At 68.7% G+C, this 19,389-nt stretch carries 20 protein-coding genes and 2 pseudogenes; 13 read left to right on the forward strand and 9 right to left on the reverse strand.

Annotated elements, in window-relative coordinates:
- Positions 1–2: 2 nt before the first annotated feature.
- From AB0E07_RS08880 to catA, 3 genes are all read right to left on the reverse strand, one after another.
- Entirely contained in the window at positions 3–473 is a 471-nt protein-coding gene (locus AB0E07_RS08880; RefSeq protein ID WP_362247667.1) for a type II toxin-antitoxin system PemK/MazF family toxin, read from the reverse strand.
- A 125-nt stretch (positions 474–598) separates the two neighbouring features.
- Positions 599–1,852, reverse strand: coding sequence for a low temperature requirement protein A (locus AB0E07_RS08885; RefSeq protein ID WP_362247669.1), 1,254 nt, complete (start codon positions 1,850–1,852; stop codon positions 599–601).
- Positions 1,853–2,079: 227 nt separating this feature from the next.
- Positions 2,080–2,751, reverse strand: a complete 672-nt coding sequence (gene catA, locus AB0E07_RS08890; RefSeq protein ID WP_362247672.1) for a type A chloramphenicol O-acetyltransferase — start codon at positions 2,749–2,751, stop codon at positions 2,080–2,082.
- Positions 2,752–3,052: 301 nt separating this feature from the next.
- Here catA and AB0E07_RS08895 point away from each other — a divergent pair, with 301 nt between their 5' ends.
- Both AB0E07_RS08895 and AB0E07_RS08900 read left to right on the forward strand, forming a co-directional pair.
- Positions 3,053–4,546, forward strand: a complete 1,494-nt coding sequence (locus tag AB0E07_RS08895; protein ID WP_362247674.1) for an IMP dehydrogenase — start codon at positions 3,053–3,055, stop codon at positions 4,544–4,546.
- A 222-nt stretch (positions 4,547–4,768) separates the two neighbouring features.
- Entirely contained in the window at positions 4,769–5,272 is a 504-nt protein-coding gene (locus AB0E07_RS08900) for a tetratricopeptide repeat protein (RefSeq protein WP_362247676.1), read from the forward strand.
- Between the two features lie 157 nt (positions 5,273–5,429).
- Here the strand turns inward: AB0E07_RS08900 and AB0E07_RS08905 are convergent, their stop codons facing one another.
- Positions 5,430–5,816, reverse strand: a complete 387-nt coding sequence (locus AB0E07_RS08905) for an ASCH domain-containing protein (protein WP_362247763.1) — start codon at positions 5,814–5,816, stop codon at positions 5,430–5,432.
- 48 nt (positions 5,817–5,864) lie between these two features.
- A pseudogene (locus AB0E07_RS08910) lies at positions 5,865–6,164 on the reverse strand (cytidine deaminase); the annotation flags it as partial.
- Positions 6,165–6,454: 290 nt separating this feature from the next.
- Between AB0E07_RS08910 and AB0E07_RS08915 the strand changes: the two are divergent.
- The 3 genes from AB0E07_RS08915 (at position 6,455) to AB0E07_RS08925 (ending at position 8,554) form a co-directional block, all read left to right on the forward strand.
- Positions 6,455–6,631, forward strand: a complete 177-nt coding sequence (locus AB0E07_RS08915) for a hypothetical protein (protein WP_351931898.1) — start codon at positions 6,455–6,457, stop codon at positions 6,629–6,631.
- Between the two features lie 252 nt (positions 6,632–6,883).
- The gene (locus AB0E07_RS08920; protein WP_362247678.1) at positions 6,884–7,486 is read left to right on the forward strand and encodes a hypothetical protein; all 603 of its coding nucleotides are present in this window, start codon (positions 6,884–6,886) and stop codon (positions 7,484–7,486) included.
- 327 nt (positions 7,487–7,813) lie between these two features.
- The gene (locus tag AB0E07_RS08925) at positions 7,814–8,554 is read left to right on the forward strand and encodes a class I SAM-dependent methyltransferase (protein ID WP_362247680.1); all 741 of its coding nucleotides are present in this window, start codon (positions 7,814–7,816) and stop codon (positions 8,552–8,554) included.
- A gap of 59 nt (positions 8,555–8,613) precedes the next feature.
- Here the strand turns inward: AB0E07_RS08925 and AB0E07_RS08930 are convergent, their stop codons facing one another.
- On the reverse strand, positions 8,614–9,105 hold the full coding sequence (locus tag AB0E07_RS08930) for a MarR family transcriptional regulator (RefSeq protein WP_362247682.1): 492 nt from the start codon (positions 9,103–9,105) through the stop codon (positions 8,614–8,616).
- A gap of 159 nt (positions 9,106–9,264) precedes the next feature.
- On the opposite strand from AB0E07_RS08930, the gene AB0E07_RS08935 reads away from it, so the two are divergent.
- On the forward strand, positions 9,265–10,710 hold the full coding sequence (locus AB0E07_RS08935; protein WP_362247684.1) for a DHA2 family efflux MFS transporter permease subunit: 1,446 nt from the start codon (positions 9,265–9,267) through the stop codon (positions 10,708–10,710).
- Between the two features lie 93 nt (positions 10,711–10,803).
- Positions 10,804–11,355 carry a hypothetical protein gene (locus AB0E07_RS08940; protein WP_362247686.1) on the forward strand — a complete coding sequence of 184 codons (552 nt, stop codon included), beginning with the start codon at positions 10,804–10,806 and terminating at the stop codon, positions 11,353–11,355.
- Positions 11,356–11,607: 252 nt separating this feature from the next.
- On the opposite strand, the gene AB0E07_RS08945 is transcribed toward AB0E07_RS08940, so the two are convergent.
- Positions 11,608–12,705 carry a MerR family transcriptional regulator gene (locus AB0E07_RS08945; protein ID WP_362247765.1) on the reverse strand — a complete coding sequence of 366 codons (1,098 nt, stop codon included), beginning with the start codon at positions 12,703–12,705 and terminating at the stop codon, positions 11,608–11,610.
- A gap of 204 nt (positions 12,706–12,909) precedes the next feature.
- Between AB0E07_RS08945 and AB0E07_RS08950 the strand changes: the two genes are divergently transcribed.
- Positions 12,910–13,317 carry a DUF6193 family natural product biosynthesis protein gene (locus tag AB0E07_RS08950; RefSeq protein WP_362247688.1) on the forward strand — a complete coding sequence of 136 codons (408 nt, stop codon included), beginning with the start codon at positions 12,910–12,912 and terminating at the stop codon, positions 13,315–13,317.
- Between the two features lie 97 nt (positions 13,318–13,414).
- On the forward strand, positions 13,415–14,035 hold the full coding sequence (locus tag AB0E07_RS08955) for a hypothetical protein (RefSeq protein ID WP_362247690.1): 621 nt from the start codon (positions 13,415–13,417) through the stop codon (positions 14,033–14,035).
- 188 nt (positions 14,036–14,223) lie between these two features.
- Here AB0E07_RS08955 and AB0E07_RS08960 read toward each other — a convergent pair whose 3' ends face one another.
- On the reverse strand, positions 14,224–14,748 hold the full coding sequence (locus AB0E07_RS08960; protein WP_362247692.1) for an AAA family ATPase: 525 nt from the start codon (positions 14,746–14,748) through the stop codon (positions 14,224–14,226).
- A 338-nt stretch (positions 14,749–15,086) separates the two neighbouring features.
- On the opposite strand from AB0E07_RS08960, the gene AB0E07_RS08965 reads away from it, so the two are divergent.
- Positions 15,087–15,944, forward strand: a complete 858-nt coding sequence (locus AB0E07_RS08965) for a hypothetical protein (protein WP_362247694.1) — start codon at positions 15,087–15,089, stop codon at positions 15,942–15,944.
- A gap of 338 nt (positions 15,945–16,282) precedes the next feature.
- On the opposite strand, the gene AB0E07_RS08970 is transcribed toward AB0E07_RS08965, so the two are convergent.
- Complete coding sequence (locus tag AB0E07_RS08970) at positions 16,283–17,488, reverse strand: hypothetical protein (RefSeq protein WP_362247696.1); 1,206 nt, start codon at positions 17,486–17,488, stop codon at positions 16,283–16,285.
- A gap of 847 nt (positions 17,489–18,335) precedes the next feature.
- Here AB0E07_RS08970 and AB0E07_RS08975 point away from each other — a divergent pair.
- The 3 genes and pseudogenes from AB0E07_RS08975 (at position 18,336) to AB0E07_RS08985 (ending at position 19,126) form a co-directional block, all read left to right on the forward strand.
- A complete protein-coding gene (locus AB0E07_RS08975) occupies positions 18,336–18,578 on the forward strand; it encodes a hypothetical protein (RefSeq protein ID WP_019883847.1) in 243 nt (80 codons plus the stop codon).
- 2 nt (positions 18,579–18,580) lie between these two features.
- Positions 18,581–18,769: pseudogene (locus tag AB0E07_RS08980) on the forward strand (Clp protease N-terminal domain-containing protein); the annotation flags it as partial.
- 186 nt (positions 18,770–18,955) lie between these two features.
- Positions 18,956–19,126, forward strand: coding sequence for a Clp protease N-terminal domain-containing protein (locus AB0E07_RS08985; RefSeq protein ID WP_362247766.1), 171 nt, complete (start codon positions 18,956–18,958; stop codon positions 19,124–19,126).
- The last annotated feature ends 263 nt before the right edge of the window (positions 19,127–19,389 follow it).

Consider the following 19,389-nt stretch of genomic DNA (forward strand, 5'->3'; position numbering starts at 1 on the left):
ACCTACCCGCCTGTGCGCTTGTGACGGTCGGCGCCGTGCCGTACCCCCGCCGACCCTAGGAAGCCCCGCGCGGCGGTGAGGTAGCCACGCCACCGGCCCGTTCGCCCGCCACTCCAATGCCCCCGGACGGCGTCGGCGGTCCAACCGAGTTCGTTGAGACGGAGGGCGTCATCAATCTCGCTCAGCTTCTGGGGGGACAGGACGGCCGCCCGCTCGATCAGGTCGTCCCGGGACACGGTGGTCAGCCACGTGCACGGGGTGAAGCCCGGACGCGGGAACGCGAGCCGCAGCACGCCTTCGAACGGCAGTCCTTCACCGGTGCCGACCGTCACCTCGATGCCCAGGCCGCTGATGTCGACGCCCGCCGGAGCGACGACCTGCATCACCCGGATCCCGGACGAGTCGTCTCCCGACAGCAGGACGACCAACCTCCGCTCGTCGAACTGGACCCACCAGACTTCGCCACGTTGCACAAGTCCTCCAGACACAGGACGGCAGGCAGACGCCGGGCGACCGTGAGGACTGAAGATCATGCGGTGGCCGCGGGTCACAGCGTAGACCCTGGCAGGAGACGTCCGAGGGCCGGAGGCACGCGGTGTCAGTCGGCTGACCGCTCATTGATGAGGGAGCCCTGGCTCAGCCATCGGACGAAGGCGAAGATCCAGGCCGCGGTGAGCAGGAGCAGGAGGATGAGGGCGAGGAGCCAGGGGACGGGACGGGCCCAGCCGACGACCAGGGCACCGACAGCCGCCGTGACGAGCAACGCCTGCACGGACTTGTAGACGGAGGGGACACGGTCGTAGTCCGCCAGGGTGGGCAGCAGCACGACGATGGTGATCAGCATGACGGCCACGGACCCGCCCATCAGCCAGCTCACCGCGGTCGGTGTCCGGTGTTCCGTGGCGTGCTCCACCAGGCCGACCATGCCCGCGCCGGCTGCGGCCACGGCCATGGACAACGGCAGGTGAGCGAAGATCCATGTCGCCAGGGAATGACCGGTCTCACGGGGCAGACGACGGGCGACAAGGTCGGCGTAGTTCCACCAGAAGCCGAAGCCGACGGCGAGGCCGAGCAGGCCGGTGGTGGTGACGAGGGTGCTGCGTTCGGTGTCCGTCAGGCCGTTCACGACACCGATGACGACCTCGCCGAGCACGATGATGATGAACAGCCCGAAGCGCTCGACCATGGGTTCGGTCACCACGTCATAGCTGGGGCTTCTGCGCCAGGAGATGAGAACGACGCACTCCATGGCGCACCACGCGACGACGAACACCGCCCAGACGACCAGTCGGGCGTCTACGGACAGGGGCACCGAGGCCGCGATCACGATGATGCCGGCGACCATGACGATCAGATAGCGTCTCGGGGTCCTGCGCAGTTCCGGTAGGTCTTGCCGGTAGACCGAGTACCACTGATAGGTCAGCAGGGCGAGCAGCAGCACGTAGAGCACCGCCAGGGTGCGGCCGTCGCTACCGTCGGCGTGACCGACGTAGACCGCCATCAGGGACAGCAACAGCATCTGCACGAAGATCAGCGAGCGGGTGTGGCCGTCTTCGCGACCGTGTAGTTCGTAGAAGAGCGTGCCGTTCAGCCAGGCGATCCAGATCAGTCCGAAGACCACCGCGAACGTCGCCGTGCCCCGCCAGGTGAAGTGCTCCGCGAGGGTGTGCGCCGCCTCACCGACCAGGACGACGTAGACGAGGTCGTAGAACAGCTCCAGAAAGCTGACCCTTCGACCGGTGTCCGCCTCGCCGTGGCGCCGTGGCGGACGAAAGAGCCATCGGCGGGTGCCGGTGCCCAGAGGCACCGCCTTCGCGGTGACGGGACGGGGCTCGGGGGCGCTGCCAGACATACGAGCCTCCTGTTCGGCACAGCCGGGTACGTGCCGGAATGATCGTGACGGCTGGACTTCCGCGCAGGCCACGGACGCGCCGCATTTGGGCGCGCAGTTGTCGGCTGTTCGGGGGAGCGCAGCAGGGAGGGTTGCGTCCCGATCAATTGCGCGGACCTGGACGGCCAGGGGAGGAGCCGAGCCGGCGGCGCCGGATCTATTACCCGGTCGCGGGCTTCACCGGACACTCAGGCTTTCGGAGGCTCCTCCAGCCAGCTCAGGTCCGCCATGAGACTCTGCAACTCGTTGACGAGCCGCGCGGAGTGAAACCCGTCCGTGGCAGCGTGGTGGACCTGTATGGCCAGGGGGAGCAGAACCCTGCCGTCCCGCTCGGTGTAGCGCCCGAGGGTGAAGATCGGCGCGAGGTGGTTCCAGCTGTTGCCGCCGATGTTGAGGTTGAACCCGGTGAAAGACGCCCAGGGCAGGCTCGACACGTCGAACACGTTGGCCGGTAGCTCCCCCTGCGGGAAGAAGTCGTCGGCCCGGCTGTGCTCCGCGAGCAAAGGGGCGGCTACATCGTGGAACGCGCCGAAGTCGGAGTCGTAGGGAGCCCACACGCAGGCGAACGTCTCGCGTTCAGGGTTGAACACGGTGAACGCCGGATGGACGACCGGCCAGACGGCCGGCTCCTCCGCGGCAGTGAGGCACATCCTGAACTCGTCGTGACGGTTGACGACCGTGGAGAGTGCCCAGACCTGCGCGATGTAGGACTTGCGCCGCGATCGACGCAGGGCCGCAGTGAAAGCGGTGACATCCAACTCGACCGTAATCGAGTACGTACACGGGACGAGTCGACGGTAGTGCTCGAAGTGCTGCCGACGCGGCCACGTGTCGAGGTCGATCGGGATAGGGACGTCCATCGGGTCATGATGCCATCTGCCGGCATTCGACCCGGAACAGTAAATGAGGAGAGCGTCGGGTTCGGCCGTCGGCGAGCAGTCCGAGCAGGGTTGACGGGCCCTGCAACGGTCGTCGCACCCCAAACCCCCTCCGCTCCCGGTTCAGGGCTGAACACGATCAACTGACGCACTGGGCAACCTCGTTCCATATGGTTCTGGCCTTCGGGATCGAGGGCACCGGTTCCGACCCTTCTGCACTGCCCGCACGAGCCTCACCCGCTTCTTTCCTGTACTGGTTTGCAGGCTCCTTTCTGGAGACAACGTGAAAATCCTTCCCGAGATCTCTCGCACGCTGAGTGAATACCTCCTCATCCCCGGCCTGACCACAGAGGACTGCACGCCGGACAATGTGGATCTCGGGACGCCCCTGGTCCGTCACCGAGTTGGCGAGGAGTCGGCCCTCCGGATCGCCACGCCCATGGTGAGCGCCGTCATGCAGGCGGTGTCGTCGCCGACGCTGGCGGTGGCCCTGGCGCAGGTCGGCGGACTGTCGTTCATCCACCAGAACCAGCAGATCGAGGACCAGGCCGCGGATGTCCAGGCGGTCAAGCGGCACAAGGCCGGCTTCCGCACCATCGAAGTCACCGTGACGCCAGGTACCCCCCTCGGTGAGCTGGCCCACCGACTGTCCCGGACGGAACAGGGCGTGGCCGTGGTCACGCGAAGCGGTGACGTGGACGGCGAGTTCCTCGGCATCATCAGCCTTGACGACTTCCACCTTGAGCGTCACGGGGCGTCGGAGAACGTCGGCAACCGTATGCGGGGCCGCGACAGCCTGGTCACCGCTCCCGCATCCGTCCCACTGTCCGAGGCCAACGAGCTGATCTGGCGGCACCATTTGGACGTGCTGCCGGTGCTCGAGGACGACCGGGTGGCTTCCCTGGTCCTCAAGCGGGACTACCAGGCCCACAAAACGTACAACCGCGCGACCGTGGACGGGGAGAAGCGTCTGCGCGTGGGCGCCGGCATCAACTCGCGTGACTACAAGGACCGCATTCCCGCTCTGCTGGAGGCCGGCGCGGACGTACTGTGTCTGGACTCCTCGGACGGCTATTCGGTCTACCAGGCGAAGACCCTCGAATTCGCCCGGGAGGCATACGGGGACGAGGTCTACGTCGGTGCGGGCAATGTCGTCGACGGCCGGGCATTCCGATATCTGGCCGAGGCGGGCGCGGCGTTCGTGAAGGTGGGGATCGGCGGCGGCGCCATCTGCACCACGCGGGAGCAGAAGGGCATCGGCCGCGGTCAGGCCTCCGCGCTGCTCGACGTGGTCGAGTCACGCGACGCCTACGCCCAGGAGACCGGCGTGTACGTGCCGCTGTGCTGCGACGGCGGACTGCTGAACGACTCGCACATGGCGATCGCCCTGGCCATGGGCGCGGACTTCATCATGCTCGGCCGCTACTTCGCCCGGCTCGACGAGAGCCCGTCGCGCAAAGTGCAGATCGGCGGCCAGTGGTACAAGGAGTACTGGGGTGAGGGCTCCAGGCGCGCGCAGAACGCGGCCCGCTACGGCCAGCGCGGCCAGATGGTGTTCGAGGAGGGCGTCGACGGCTACGTCCCGTACGCGGGCAGCCTGTACGACAACGTGGAGCGCACCCGGGCGAAGCTGATCTCCACCATGATCAGCTGCGGGTCGACGAACCTGCGCGACTTCCACCGGGACGCGGTGCTGGCGCCGGTGTCGGCGGAGTCGTTCAAGCAGACCGGCGCCGAGATCGAGGTACGCCGGCCCGCCATCGACGCGGGGGAGTGATCCGGTAGAGCGGACGGCCCCGCGCCTCGGCCCATGCTGAAGGCGCGGGGAGCGCGGGATGGATGGCTGCCGGGCTCGCGTCCCATCGCAGCCGCGGCGGCGAGCCGGTGCCGTTGGTGGTGCGCGAACCCCCGCGCCGGGTGCACTTGTTCGGCTTCAGACTGGACTGGATGTGCTCGAACAGCCCTGGTTGACAGCGGACTTGTCTGTGAAGCTATGGCGATGATCACCACACCAGCATGGGAGCAGCGCTCCGCCGACCTGTGGGCTGCCATCGAGAGCTTCGCCCCCGCCGACTTCCGCGCGAAGATCGAGGCGTTGGCCGACGAACTCCCCGAGGGCCACCCGGTCGCGTACTTCGAACGCGCGTCGGCGAACGACTCAACCGGCGAGGGCGAGACGGCGGTACCGCTCTACCGGAAGGCGCTGGAGGCCGGGCTGACCGGCGAACGCAGGCGGCGGGCCGTGATCCAGATGGCGAGCACGCTGCGCGCGCTCGGCGACGCCGAGACGAGCATCGAACTGCTTACCGGTGAGCGGGAGAATGGTTCCGACCACCTTGACGATGCGGTCTCCGCCTTCCTGGCGCTCGCGCTGATCGACGTCGGCCGGGAACGCGAGGCGGCCGCGCTGGCCCTCGGCGCGCTCTCCAAGCACCTGCCGCGCTACAACCGTTCCCTTGCGAACTACGCGAAGATCGCGATCGGCGAGGAGCCGACGGCCTGAGCGCCGGACTCAGGGCTATCCGGCGCTCCGACGCTCACGCCCGCCTGGTCGCCGCGCTGCTCGACGACGACCGGACGACCGAGGCCGCCGCCCCGACCGCCGTGTACACGCTCGCTCGCGATCCGCGGGGCAGCTGATACGAGCAGCCGGACCATAGTTACTCCATGGAGTCAGGATCTTCGACCGTGAACGTCACAAGTTCGACTTCGGCATCGGAGGGCAGGCCGGGGTAGTGGCTCTCAAGAGCCTTCTTGAGCTGGCCGATGCTCGTGAAGCCATCGAGTCGAGCCTGTTCGGCGGTGAGGTGATCGAGCCGCTGCCGTTCGACGCCGGTCACGGTGCCCTCCAACGTGCGGGAGGCGTCGTCGTCCTCGAAGAGGAAGATCGCGGGACCCGGCGCGATCGGATCCTCATAGCGAACGGTGGAGGTCTTCCGCGCGGCGGCGATGTCGTCGTAGTAGCGCTTGTGGAACCGTACGATTCGGCGCGCATCCGCATCGGGGTGGAAGTAGGTATCCGGCAGTAGCCTCCGGATCGGACGCAGTGCCGGTCCGTCGTCGGTCGGTACGGCGACGTAGACGTCGGGATGGAGGTCGAGAAGCGCTTGGCGGCAGCGGCCGCACGGTGGGATCAGGCCGCGCCCCCGGTCTCCTGCGGCGGCGATTGTGACGAGCGGGCCGGCTCCCGCTGACGCGGCGGCACCGAGTACGACGAGTTCGGCGCACGGTCCGCCGGTGAAGTGGTAGACGTTGACCGCCTGATGGATCCTGCCTGCCGTGTCCATCGCCGCCGCGGCCACGGTGTGGTTCGGGTCGGTGCCGAGGGAAGCTGCAAGGCGTTCCGCAGCTTCGATGACACGGCGCTCGGAGTCGAGGAGGGCAGGGGAGGCCATGGCGCCGACCCTAGATCGACTCGGCCTTGCTCCTCGACACAATTGATCCAGGAAACGCTCTCAGCGTGGTCGGTGAGCGGCGTAGGACCCTCTGCGCGGACCGAGGAACGACTTCCTCGGCGCCGCGCACGAAAGCTCGGCTGACCGTCAGGGCGTGTTGGCCACCCGGGTTGGGCGCCGGTGGGGTGGCTGACCTCGGTTGGTGGGTGTCCGGGCTGTGTGTTGTGGCGCTTGCGGGGCATTCGCACGGGACACGGGCGAGGAGCCCTGAACCGAAGGGATGCACCCCTATGTTGGCCATCGTCTCCGCAGTGCTGTTCTTTATCGCGTTTCTGATCAACGCTGCTGACATATCGACCAATGATGCGTTCAGCTCGACGAATGTGATGCTTCTGGGGCTGACGGTGCTCGCTTTGCACCTTGGTGGAATCGGCAGCGGCTGGTCGCGTGGCGGCCGCAGACGCTGACCGCGCCCGGCCGCTGAGGCCGGTGCTCGCGAGCCCCGCGCGCCCCGGTGGGCATTGGCCCGCCGGGGCGCGGCGCGGTGGGAGTCCGTGTCCGGCATGGTGCCACCTGAGCGTTGAGGCGCTTGTGGCGGTTGGGGAAGCGCGCTTTCTGAACCCATTGGAGTGAAGATGCGGTTCTAGGCGCGTTGGTGTGCAACCGTCCGCTTTCGTTGCGTGTCCTTCGCTTGCACACAGTGACTCCCAGGGGGCCCTATGAATCAGCAGCAGTATCCGCAGCAACCGCAGCAGCCGGGCTGGGGACAGCAGCCCGCCCAGCCTGGATTCGGCTACCCGCAGCCGCCCGGCCACCCCCAGCCCCAGCCGCCGAAGAAGCGCAAGGTCGGGAAGGTCCTCGGCATCACGGCGGCGGTGTTCGTCGGCCTCGTCGCTGTCGGCTCCCTCGCCGACGGTGGCAGTGACGCCAAGGACGACAGCAACAAGGACAAGGCCGTAACCGCTCCGTCGGAAGAGCCGAAGGCGGCCGACGGCGCGGAGCCGGACGCCGAACCCGCCCAGCAGGAACCCGCCAAGGAGAAGAGCCAGGCTGAGGAGTTCAAGGACTGCGTCGCCGAGTCCGGCACCGCCGGTGAGAAGCAGGCGGTCGCGCACGTCACGAAGGTGACCGGCGCGGACAAGAACAACGACATCCTCGACTCGGCGGAGGTCTTCACCGACTTCACGGGCGGGTTGATGAGCGCCGACAACGGTGAGGCGAAGCTGATCGCCTCCGCGTTCGCTTCCTGCTACGAGTCGGAGAACGGGCTCGTGACCGTCTACGGCTCCGACGGCGACATCATCTCCAACGGCAACTACTGACCCGGCCCACCATCGGCCCGGCCGGCGCCCGCGCCAGGCCGGGCCTCGCTGCGCGCACCGCCTGACGGGGAGTTCGGCCTGGGCTGTCCACCACATGATGCACTGGTGGCTCGCCGGACCCTTGAACCGTCGCCCCCCACGGCCGGGGTACGGCCCGGTGGTCGTGAAGGGGGAGTTCCGGCCTGCTCGGTACCGGCGGAATCCGCCCGTAGGTCGCAGGGTGCCGACGCCGTTGGCAGCGAGAGTGCCGGTGAGTAACGCGTTGCGCTGCTCACCGGCTTTAAATGTGTCGACAGCGCCTCTCGGGGCCCGGCACAGTGGCCTTCCGTGACGAGCAGTGAACTGTGGACCCGCGCGACCGCCGAGCGTTATGACGCCGAGGAGGCCGAGGCGTCCTCTGCTGCCGCTCTCGCGTCGGCCCTCGCCTTCCTCGCCGAGCTCGCCGGAGACGGCCGGGCGCTGGAGTTCGCCATCGGAACCGGACGGGTGGGAGTACCGCTGCGTGAGCGGGGCGTGCCGGTGGTGGGCATCGAACTGTCCGAGCACATGGCGGCGGTGCTGCGGCGCAAGATCGACGAGAGCGTCCTTCCGGTCGTCATCGGGGACATGGCCACCACGGTGGTTCCCGGCGGTTTCACCCTGGTCTACCTCGTCTACAACACCATCACGAACCTGCTCACGCAGAACGAGCAGGTGGAGTGTTTCCGCAACGCCGCACGGCACCTGGAGCCCGGCGGCCGGTTCGCCATCGAGTTGGGTGTGCCGCCGCTGCGGCTCCTGCCGCCCGGCCAGGTCGCGGTGCCGTTCGATGTCTCGCAGCGGCATCTCGGCTTCGACACCTTCGACCTGGTCGAGCAGATGCTGGTCTCGCACCACTTCACCCGCGACGGCGACGACGGCCGCTACCGCCGTGAGAACTCCCGGCACCGGTACGCCTGGCCGGCGGAGCTCGACCTGATGGCGCGGATCGCCGGGCTCGAACTGGAGCGTCGCGTTGCGGACTGGGACGGGTCTGCGTTCACCCAGGACTCCGTGAAGCACGTCTCCGTGTGGCGCAAGCCGGCCTGAGGTCGGCCGGCGGGCCGTCACCGTTGTCCGGGCCTGCCGTAGAACTCCTGTCCAAGAATTCAGGCGTCGCCGACGGAGCGCTGCGCGCGCACGCGCTCGTGCTCGTGCTCGTGCTCGGGAGAGACGGTCTCGCGGATACGGGCCAGCAGGGAGCGCAGGAGGGCGCGTTCCTCGGTTGAGAGACTCCCGGTGGCGACGCGGAGGGCCTCGCGGTCCAGGTCCTCCGCCTCCTGATGGCAGGTGCGGCCCGCGTCGGTGAGGGCGAGCAGGTGAGCACGGCGATCGGTGGGGTGGGGCAGCCTGATCACGAGCCCTTCCTTTTCCAGCGAGTCGACGAGGCTGGTCGCGGTGCGGGCGGCGACGCCGAGCATGTCGCTGAGGTCGCGCATCCTCATGGGCTCATTCGCGTGGGAGAGGAAGCGCAGCGCGCGCAGACGCGCCACGGTGGTGCCCTTCTCGGCCAGCCTGCCGTCGACGAAGAGACGCAGCCTGTGAGTGGTCGCGAACATCTCGTCCACCAGGGGATTGCTGCTGCCCGGTACGTCCTTCACCGCGGCGCTCCTGTCGTTGTGCGAGTGGCCTGCAACGTTCCTTCCTACCTCATCCGGCGACCGGTACGCCCCGGCGACCGGTACGCCCCGGCGACCGGCACCAGCCGTGCACTCGCCCCCGGGAATACTGAGGCTACTCATACTGAGTATGCTCAGCATGTGCCGAAACGTCTCGACCAGCGCGTCGTCGTCCCCATAGTCTGCGTCGTCACCGCGTTCATGTCCGTCGTGGACGGTGTCGGCATCGTCGTCGCCCTCCCCTCCATCGGGCAGAGCTTCCAACTCCCCACCGCCGGGCTCGGTGCCGTCATGGTGGTCTACCCCGTCTGTGTCGGCCTGGCCGTCCCGGCCTCGGCCTGGCTCGGTGACCGATTCGGCGCCCGGCGCACCATCCTCGTCTCGTTCGCCGTCTTCACCGCGGCTTCCGGGCTCTGCGGGCTGTCCGGATCGCTGGGACAACTCATCGTCTGGCGCGCCCTGCAAGGACTCGCCGCAGGTCTGCTGCTTCCGGTCACCGGCGCCCTGCTCTACCGCACCTTCAGCCTTTCCGAGCAGGTCAAGGTCGCCCGCTACATGATCATTCCGCAGCAGATCGCACCCGCCTTCGCACCCATGGCAGCCGGCTGGCTCGTCGACCACGCCGGCTGGCGCTGGGTGTTCTACGCCAACCTGCCCGTCGGTGCCGCCGTCCTGCTCTTCGGGCTGCTCTTCCTCGACCAGCACCGCGACCACCACCCCGGCAGCCTCGACGTACCCGGCCTGATTCTGACGGCCCTCGGCACGGCCGGGCTGATGTTCGGCGTCAGCGAGGGCGCGGAACTGGGCTGGACCCATCTGGCCGTACTCGCCGGACTGACAGGCGGAGCCGTCCTGCTGACAGCAGCCGTCATCACCGAGCTGCGCACTCCGCAACCCGCCCTGCGTGTCCGCCTCTTCGCCGACCGGCTCTTCCGCGACACCAACATCACAGCGTTTCTCGGCTTCATCGGATTCATGGGCGCGATGTTCCTCGGCCCCCTCTTCCTTCAGCAGGGGCTCGGGATGAGCGCCTGGGACTCGGGCTCCAGCACCTTCTCCGAGGCCATCGGCGTCCTGGTCACCGTCCAGCTGATCGGCCCCGTGTACGCCCGCATCGGCCCGCGCCGGATCGTCGGCTGCGGCCTGCTCGGCGTCGCCCTGGTCCTCGTCGCCATGTCCCGGCTCGGTGCGGACACTTCACTGTGGGCGTTCCGCGGCCTGATGTTCCTGCTGGGCGGAGCCATGGGCGCCGTGTTCATGCCCACCACGGTCGCCTCGTTCACCCGGATCCAGAAGCCCGACGTCTCCCACGCCGCCACCCTGAACACCGTCGTCCGTCAGGCCGCCACCGCCATCGCTCCAGCCGTGGTCGCCCTCGTCCTGGCCTCGTCGGCAGCCGTGGGCACGGGAACCGACGCCCGGCCTTCCGTCACCGCCTTCCAGAACGCCTACCTCGTGCTCGCCGCCATCAGCCTCGCCGCCGCCGCATTCGCCTTCACCACTCCGGACCGGGCCGCCCGAATCGCGGCCCGCGCCTCACGCCGGGAGGAGGACCGCGCGGACGTCCCGGCGCCGCCCCGCCGCTGACGTGACCGTGGGCTGCAGGAATGGGCAGCCGGTACTCCCGTCACCCGACAATTCTCCGGCCGACGGGCCTCCCTTCCACCTAGGGTGTCGATCATGTTCAAGTCAGGGGTGGGGTTCCTCGCACTGTTCGGTCTCGGCTGGTGGCTGCTGGCCACGAGCGCGTTCGACGGCTGGGTAAGACTGATCGAGGTAGTGGCTGGCTGCGCCGTCACGTTGGGGCTGATGCTCGCCGCGCGCCGGTTTCTTCCCGCATCGGCAGGTGGTCCCTTCCCGCCCGACCGGCGACGGCGGTTCAACCAGATCAACGGTGTCCAGTGGCTGCTGATCATCGGGATAGCCGTGGTGTGCGCACGAGCCGGTGAACCGGTGCTCGTTCCGCCACTGGTCGCGGTGGTCGTCGGGCTCCACTTCCTCCCGCTCGCGGCGGTGTTCGAGCAGCCCCGGCTGAGGGTGCCGGCGGCTCTGCTGGTCGCAGCCGGAGCGTCGGGCCTGGCCGTGTGGCTGTCCGACGGCCCCGACGCGTCCGTTCGCCTCGCGGTGGGCCTCGTCTCCGCGCTGTCCTTGTGGGGCGTGGCGATCTGGACGGTCACGGGGACGGCTTCCGCTGCCGAGCCTGCCGGGAGTGAGGTCGCCGACGGCGCCTGAGATGCCGCGGACCGTGACAGCCCCTCAGGGCGCCGGCGTCAAGGACGACGGGTCCTCCACGTCTCTGCACGAAGCTAAGTGGTACGTGTCCAGCACCGGGTGTCCGTCGAGAATGCCCGTCTCACCCTCACTGAACTCGTAGCTGACACCGATGCCGAGACCTTCCGGACAGCGCAGGCGGTTGGGCCGCCCCTCTCCTTCGCACCACTGTGACGTTCAGGAGCCGACATGACGCTGCGCCTGCGACGCCAGTCAGGCTTTGAGCAGGCGGAGGCCGAGATCTGCCGCGTCGAGCCCGGCGAGTTCGCCGTTGCGCTCGGCCCACCGGCCGGAGCTGAGGTCGTCGCTGAGGCATCGCACCGCCCGCTGCTCAGCCGCCGGCCCGACGCGCGTCCACACGGACATCGCACGGCGCACGTGATCCTCCAGATAGGCCTCCGGCCGGCGCCAGTACGCCTCGAACAGGCCGTCAGCGCAGTCCCACGGGACAGGTACCGGTTCAGCGCGGGCGCCGATCGCGTCAGCCATCCCGGCAAGCGAGGGAAACTCCGCAAGCACGGCGGCGAATTCGGGCAGGTAGTCGCGGGTGAGCCAGAACCGGTCCTGCCATCCGGGCTCGTCGGTGTCGAACGTCAGCACCACCACCCGGCGGGCCACGCGCCGCATCTCGCGCAGCCCCGCCATCGGGTCTCCCCAGTGGTGAACGGTGGAGACGGCCATCGCGACGTCGAAGGACTGGTCCTCGAACGGCAGGCTCTCGGCGTCGGCGGCCACACAAGGCGCCGAGCCGGCGGGCCGCTGCCCCCGCATGACCGCCGATGGCTCCACCGCGGTCACTTCGCGATCAGCAGGCTCGTAGGAGCCGGTGCCGGCCCCGACGTTCAGCACTGTCCGCGCGTCGCCGAGCGCGTTCCAGATCTGCGCGGCGATCCGTGGCTCGGTACGCCGTGTCGCGGGGTAGGCGCCGCCGATCGCGTCGTACAGCTGTGCACCGAGCATCTCCAGTTGCTCCTGCGGTGTCACCATCAGTCCCTTCGCCCGTGTCTCAAGTTCCCTGTCGATGGCCGCCACCATGGCGTCAGCGCGATCACGCCGTTCCAGCAGGAGGCCGCGCAGTTGGCGCAGATGTGCGACCGCGTCGGTGGACGGGTCGCCGACCAGTTCGGCCACCTCCCGCAGGCCGAAGCCCAACCGCCGATAGGCCAGCACCTCCCGCAGCCGCTCCACGTCGCCCGCCGAATAGGCCCGGTACCCGGCCGCGGTCCTCGTCGACGGCCGAACCAGCCCGATCTCGTCGTAGTGATGCAGCGTGCGGACGCTCACGCCGGCCAGCTCGGCCACGCGCCCCACGGTCCAGTGATCCTCCACGGCACCGACTATGCAGCCTGACGCCACGTGAGGGTCAAGCACCCCACTTACGGCAGCGAGAGCCGAACGCGAAGCAGTGACCGGCGGCTCATGCGGCGTTGGCCATACGCGGGCTGAACACGCAGAGCCGGGCAGCTGCTGCTCAACTGTCAGCACAGACTGGCAGTTGACCCGCACAATCGTGTGATGACCAACCCTGTCGATGCGGCCTGGCACAAGGTCCTGACCTTTTACGGCGAGTCTTCCCGACCGGGGGAGCTGCCGCTCCTCAAGCCGTTTGCGGAGCTGGTGCGGGTGGCGCATGCCGAACCGCTGCTTCGTCAGCTTGCCCCGTGGGCCGGTATGTGGGAGCTGCACTTCAGCAGGTGCACGGAGGCGCCCTTCACCTGGGACGTCCCGTACATCGGCACGCTGACCGACAGCCGGTACTACGTCGAGGGGCCGAGCCGGAGCAGTCGGCGGATCGCCGAGACGGACAGCGCGCAGGTGGCAGTGGCGATGGTCGTCGACCGCCTGCCCCCGGGCTGCGGCCCGGCCTTTGTCGGCGACGCACGTGAACTGGCCGCCCACGAGAAGGCAAGAGACAGCAGGTAAGACGGGCCCACCGGGAGAACCAGCGCCTCGGCGGTGTTGAGGACTTGAGCCCCCGCTGCGGGGAACCGGGCGATCGAGGCCGCACGTCCCCCTGTACGTGCTGATCATCCTGGGGATACTCTTCGCCCTCGTGCCCGTCGTCGTCTGGGCCGTGATCGCCCGCACCCGCCCTGTCGGCTTCGCGATCGGCGGCATGCTCCTCGTCGGAGCAAGTCTGCTGATCAGCGTCCAGCGAGGCTGGATTGACGCCCCCAGGCCCGATGTCCATCTCGTGTTCACGGCCCTGGCGCCTGTGCTCATCGCCTGCGGTGCGGGACTGGAAGGTCGGCACGAGGATTCCCCTCCGCCGGAATGGATTCCCCGCCGCAACGGAGCGATCGGCTGGCTGGGGATGCAGTTCGCGCTCACCCTCGTGGTCGGCATCCTGTATGCGCTGATGATCAGCGAAGGCTCTGACGCCCCGCCCTCCAAGGACCTGACCCCGCTGCCGCCAGGCCTCAGCATCGTCAACGAAGGCATCGGCTGCGGTTCCGGCGGCTGCTATCGCCTGGCGACGGTCACCAGCAAGGACGGCTTGTCCCGCCCGGAGATCATCCGCGAACTGGGCCTCCAACAGGAGAGCTGCCGCCCCAGCGGTTGGCTGCTCGACTGGCGTGACGTGTGCGTCGGAGCCAGGGACAACGGCGAGAACGTCACCGTCTACGTCAGCTGGGGCTAGCGAGAGGCCGTGTCCGATGTCGGTCACGGTGGTCCCCGAACGAGGACGCGCGACAAGCCGCATGTTCAATCGGCTCCGGTGGTGACAACTGCCGTGCTCGGCCCACTCGCTGAGCCCAGGCCCGGCGGCTGTTCCCGTAGGCGGTCTCGTTGTCACCAGCGAGGTGGGCCGCAGGAAGGACGCCACTCTCAACTCTCGACGGCTTCTGCGACCTGCCGGGCGGCCTGGGCCGGGGTGAGATGCGTGGTGTCGACGACCTCGGCCTCGGCGTGCAGCCATGTGCGGGCCGCTTCGGCGTAGGGCTGGAGGTATTTGAGACGGAACGGGGAGTTGGGGCCGAGAACGGAGTCACCCGCGATGCGCCGGCGGAGGGTGTCCTCGTCGGCATGGAGGACGAAGTGCCGAACGGGAATGGCGTGCTGGGCGAGGCCCGAGCTGATCTCCCGCCAGTACTCCTCGACCAGGACCGTCATGGGCATCACCAGGGTGCCGCCGGCGTAGTCGAGTACGCGCCGGGCGGTCTCCACTACGAGCGGTCGCCACGGCGGCCAGTGCTGGAAGTTGTCCGTCGCGGGCAGCCCTGGCGTGATGTCCATGAGTGTCTCGCCGACCTTCTCGGCGTCGAGCACCCGTGAGCCCGGTACCAACTGCTGCACAAGGACACTGGTCGTTGTCTTGCCCGCTCCGTGGGTTCCGTTGAGCCATACGATCATGCCCTTGACGCTAGCGTCGCGCGGGCCGCGGGGACGGCTTTGGGTGACATAGGGACTGCTGAGTGAGCGTGTTCGCCGACCAGGAGGACGCGGTCTGACCGCAGCCTCGGGAGAGCGGGACCCGCTTCCGTAGCAGGCCGAAGCCGGCACAGCCGAACCCGGGAGCGTGGTTGTCGCACGCCCGGCCGTGGTTGCGGTGAGGATGACGCTCTCGGTGATGCTGTTTGAGCGACTCGTTCCGCATTGGTGGAACAACATCGGCTCTCTGCTTGACAGTTGTCCGATCATGCTCTGTCATTTGCTCACCTGTGGTGATCTTGTGAGCAAGGGGTGGGGCAGTGGGGGTCAGAGGGCTGCGTTGGCATTTCGCGTCGGAGCAGGCGCAGCGGCACGTTCGGACCACCGGTGAGCCGGTTGAGGTGGCGGCCGAGCGCACCGAACGGGTGACGGTTTTCGCCAACGGCAACATCCGCAGAGGCGGGGCGCAGCGCATGGCGGGCCTCAGCGGCAGACGCCAGACGTCCACAGCAGCGATGGCTGTGGTGGTGGGCCTGGCTGTACTGGCCATGGGGTGTGGAACCGATGTAGCAGCATCCGGAAGCCGTTCACCGTCACCGAAGCATTCGGCCCTTGTGGATTCCTCCGCTACCGCCGACGCCGTCCGTGCAAAGGTCCTGCATGTCGGTGAGGTGAAGGGCGTCATGCCCGACGCGGCAGCGCTGCCCGGCTGGAGGGACACCGAGCCACTCGTCACCGAGGACCGCTTCCTGTGTGAGCGAGTAGTCCCGAGAGGATGCCGCAACACTGTCGCCATCGGGACAGTGAAGTTCCTCCGAGGCAAGAAGATGAGCAAAACGGGAGGTGAGCTCACGTTCACCTTCTATTCCTGCACCAGCGAGCGCACTGCTCGAGAACTCTTCGCCGAACTGTATCTGCGCGGGTCGAAGACCCGCCTCCCGGGTTCCCTGGGGGACGAACGGGCCGCCGTACACGAAACGTTGAGCGCGGGGGGACAGGCCGTTGTGCTGGCTTCGACGAAAGTTCGCGCAGGCACCGCGGTCCTCTGGGTCACCGCTGCCGGTGGCGAACAGCACACCACTGAGCAACGGTCCCGGGAAGCGGCCGAACTGTTCCACGACCGCTTCGAGCGAGCCAGAACGGGTGAGAGGCCCACAACGAGCGCGCGCATTGACTAGGCCGGCAGCAGTCCCCACTGCCCGCGTCATCTGACGTCCCGCGCTTTCAACCCTGCCGCTCCCTACGTACGTTTCGTCGCCGAGGGTGCCGGTCGCTTCGCGGGCGGGCGTCGGTAGCCGCAGCACCTTGGGATCATCACGGGACGCAAGGCGTTCCTGGCGATCGGCATGCGTCACGAGTCGGGTATGGCCAGGTGCCGTGGGGCGGGGCCGGTGCCAGCAGCTACGACTGGGCAGGGGCAGTAAACGTCCAAGCTCTTCGCGCCCGTCTGAACGACGCCAGGCGCGCGCCCGAACTGCACTGCTCCCTGCCCGTCGGTGGCTGCTGCGGGTGCAGCTCAGAACCCTGAGCTTGATGCGGCCCTGGGCTGTTTGGGGTCGCCGGTGGGGGTGAGGGTCCACTGGCCGCGTGAGCGGATGTACAGCAGACAGGGCTTCTTGGGTGTGACGGCTGCCGTGGTGAATGCTCCGGTGCCCTCGCACAGGAGGTCTCCGGGCCGGAAGTCCGCCCTCAGGGCGTGGAGGGAGAAGGCGGACCCGTCGTGCTGGGTGACCCGCAGAGGCTCCCGGCCGCCGGGATGGCGCAGCACGTACGAGCCGGTCGAGCCCACCTCGCCCAGCAGGAGCGGGATCTCCTCGGGCGGGTGCAGCCAGATCCGCCAGCCTCGCCGCGTGTGGATGTCCAGGTGGACCGTGGACCGTCCGTCGGTGGGGACCGGCACGATGGCCCGCGCCAGCGAGGAGGCGTGCGTGAGGATTTGTGGCGGCAGATCGTTGCTGCGCGGGCTGGTCAGCTCGACCCAGGAGTCGGTCGCCCGCTCCAGGTGGACCACGAGCAGAGCGGGCGAGCGCGGGTCGATGCGGCTGAGCTGGACCCCCGTGCTGCCGCGGCTCTCCCGGCGTTGCCGTGTTCCCGTGTGCGCGGGCCAGGTCCCGTACGGGTCCGCAGAAGCGGACGGGGCGGGCGCCGAAGCCGTCGCAGCCGGGCCGCGGTCGGAGCATTCCATTGGGCGGGAGCCGGACGGATGGTCCACTGCCCGTTCCCGCAGGCCGCTTTCGATCGGCGGCCGCCCCTCCGCCAGGCGTACGGCATCGGCGGCACAGACGGCGACCGTCCGCGGGGCGCCACCCGCGGGGGCCCAGCGGACCTCCTCGGCCGATTGCCCATGGCGTGGGTCGAAGAAGCAGAGGGGCAGCCGATGGGGGCGCGGCAGGCCCGCGACGGTGGCGTCCACGCAGGCCAGCGCGTGGCGTCCCTCGTCCAGGGCCCGCAGTACGTCGGCGGCGTCGCGCAAGTTCCGGTCGCCGACGAAGTCCCGCTTGGCGCGCTCGTAGGCGTCCAGCGCCCGCTGGTAGTCGGCCAGGAGCCGGGGGCTGTGCGCGCGGTGGTCGGGGAGGAATGGGTGCCCGGCCAGCACTTCCCCGAATGCTGTGATCTCTGCTTCGATCCGGGCCAGTTCGGCCGCGTGCCCGTCGGTGCGTCCGCCCGCACGCCCACGCCTGCGGAACAAGCCGGTGATCGCTGCCGCTATGCCGTCAGCCACGTGGGCGATCGTAGTAGCGCGAGGTGCGCCTCGGGGAATACTTCGGACCTGTCCGGTGGATCATGTCGCCGGCGTGGCCGCCGTGTTGGCCGACAGGCCGGTGCGGGCTGGGTGTGCCGTCGCTGTTCGTGTGTGCCGTGCCCGCTGCCGGATGGCGTTCCAGGTGTTGGGGATCACGGTGAAGTACCGGTGGCGCTGCCCGCAGAGGCAGGGCGTCAGCAGCCACGCGCACCCGTGGCACAGTTCGGCTCAGCCGTGTCCGGTCGAGGGCAGCACGCGCGGTCCCTGATCGCCGAAGGCTGGGCAGCAAGGCGGCGTGGAGCCGTCCAGGATCGCGTTCTGCCGCCGGACGTAGTCGGGCAGCCGCAGTCGCAGCGGCGGGTGGCGGGGGACCGTGGTGCTGAGGGCGAGGTGGTGGCAGGTCGCCCGCAGGCCGTAGGAGGGCAGGCGGTGAGGCCGGTCCGTAGTGCGCTGTGCCGCCGGTTCAGGGGAGCCGGGCGTTGTGCACGTGGGCGCGGTGGGTCAGGAAGCTGCTCATGGTGCGGGATCCGGGTTGAGGTCCAGTGCGCGGGTCAGGGCGGCGGTGACGGCGGTCGCGTGGGCCGGCAGGTGCTGTTCGGTCCAGGAGCGAGTCAGGTTCACGGCGCACGATCAGCAGCAGCCCGCGCCGTCGGCGTTCACACGCACCTGGTACCTGTTCTGCCACCGGCACAGGTTCCAGCGTCCACAAGCCCGGTCCGACGCTCCAGGCGTCTTGGCCCTCCGCAAGGAGCCGTGGCGGTGCAGTCCGGGCGATCGTTGTCAGGGTTCCTTGACATACGTGCTCTGTCAGGGCAGCCTGACAGGCATGGGAGCTGAGGACACCCCGGCCTCGCTGGCCGGACAGGTCACCAACAAGGACCCCGCGGTGGGACTGCAGGCTGTCGTCGCCCTGCGCCGTCTCCTTGAAGAACTCGAACGGGTCCACGTCGACAACGCCCGCGACCAGAACTGGTCGTGGCAGAGCATCGCCACGTCGCTGAACGTCAGCCGCCAGTCGGTGCATGAGAAGCATGCGAGCAGGCGCAAAGCCGAAGGCAAGGAGAAGTAGAAGTGTTCGAATTCTTCACCGACCGCGCGAGGCACGCCGTGTTGCTGTCCCAGGACGAGGCAATCGCCCTCGGACATGACTTCATCGGTACGGAGCACGTGCTGCTCGGCCTCGTCGGCACCGGCCAGAGCACGGCTGGGGACGTGCTGCGCGAGCACGGAGTCGAGCTGACGCGGGCCAGGGAGGAGACCGTACGCATCCTGGAGGCCGCCGGAATCGTCGCCACCGGCGGGCAACCCGCGAAGGACGCGCTGGCGTCCCTCGGTATCAACGTTGACGAGATCCAGCGTCAGGCCGACACCAACTTCGGCCCCGGAGCCTTTCAGTACCCCCGGCCCGCCTACACCCCGGACGCCAAGAAGGCGCTCGAACAGACCCTGAGCGAAGCCCGCGCGCTGGGTCAGGAGCAGTTCGGCACCGAACACATCCTTCTCGGCATGCTGGCCGCAGGAGAAGGCCGCGGCCTGGAGGTGCTGGCCGCCCTGGAGGTGGACCGCGACGGTCTGCGCGAGGCGGTGCTGACTCGCGTGGCCAGGGAGGCTTCGTAGCGAAGGCCGGGAGATGCGGGCGCAGTCCGGCCGGAAGGGCCGGGCGGCGTTGAGTGCCGTCCTGTTGAGCGGACCGCCCTCGGACCGCTCAACCTATGGTCAAGCCGCCGTGTCGACGACCGGCGGCTACGCACTGTCGTCGACAGGGCGCACGTGCCGGAGCGTAACCGGCAGCGACCCGGACGGTGCCCCCGGCCCGGACCTGGGCCGAGGAATCCGCAAGTACAAATCTGGGCGACTCACCGGAACCCTTCGCTGGTGCC

The sequence above is a fragment of the Streptomyces sp. NPDC048002 genome, from assembly GCF_040653275.1.
In the GTDB taxonomy this organism is placed as follows: Bacteria; Actinomycetota; Actinomycetes; order Streptomycetales; family Streptomycetaceae; genus Streptomyces.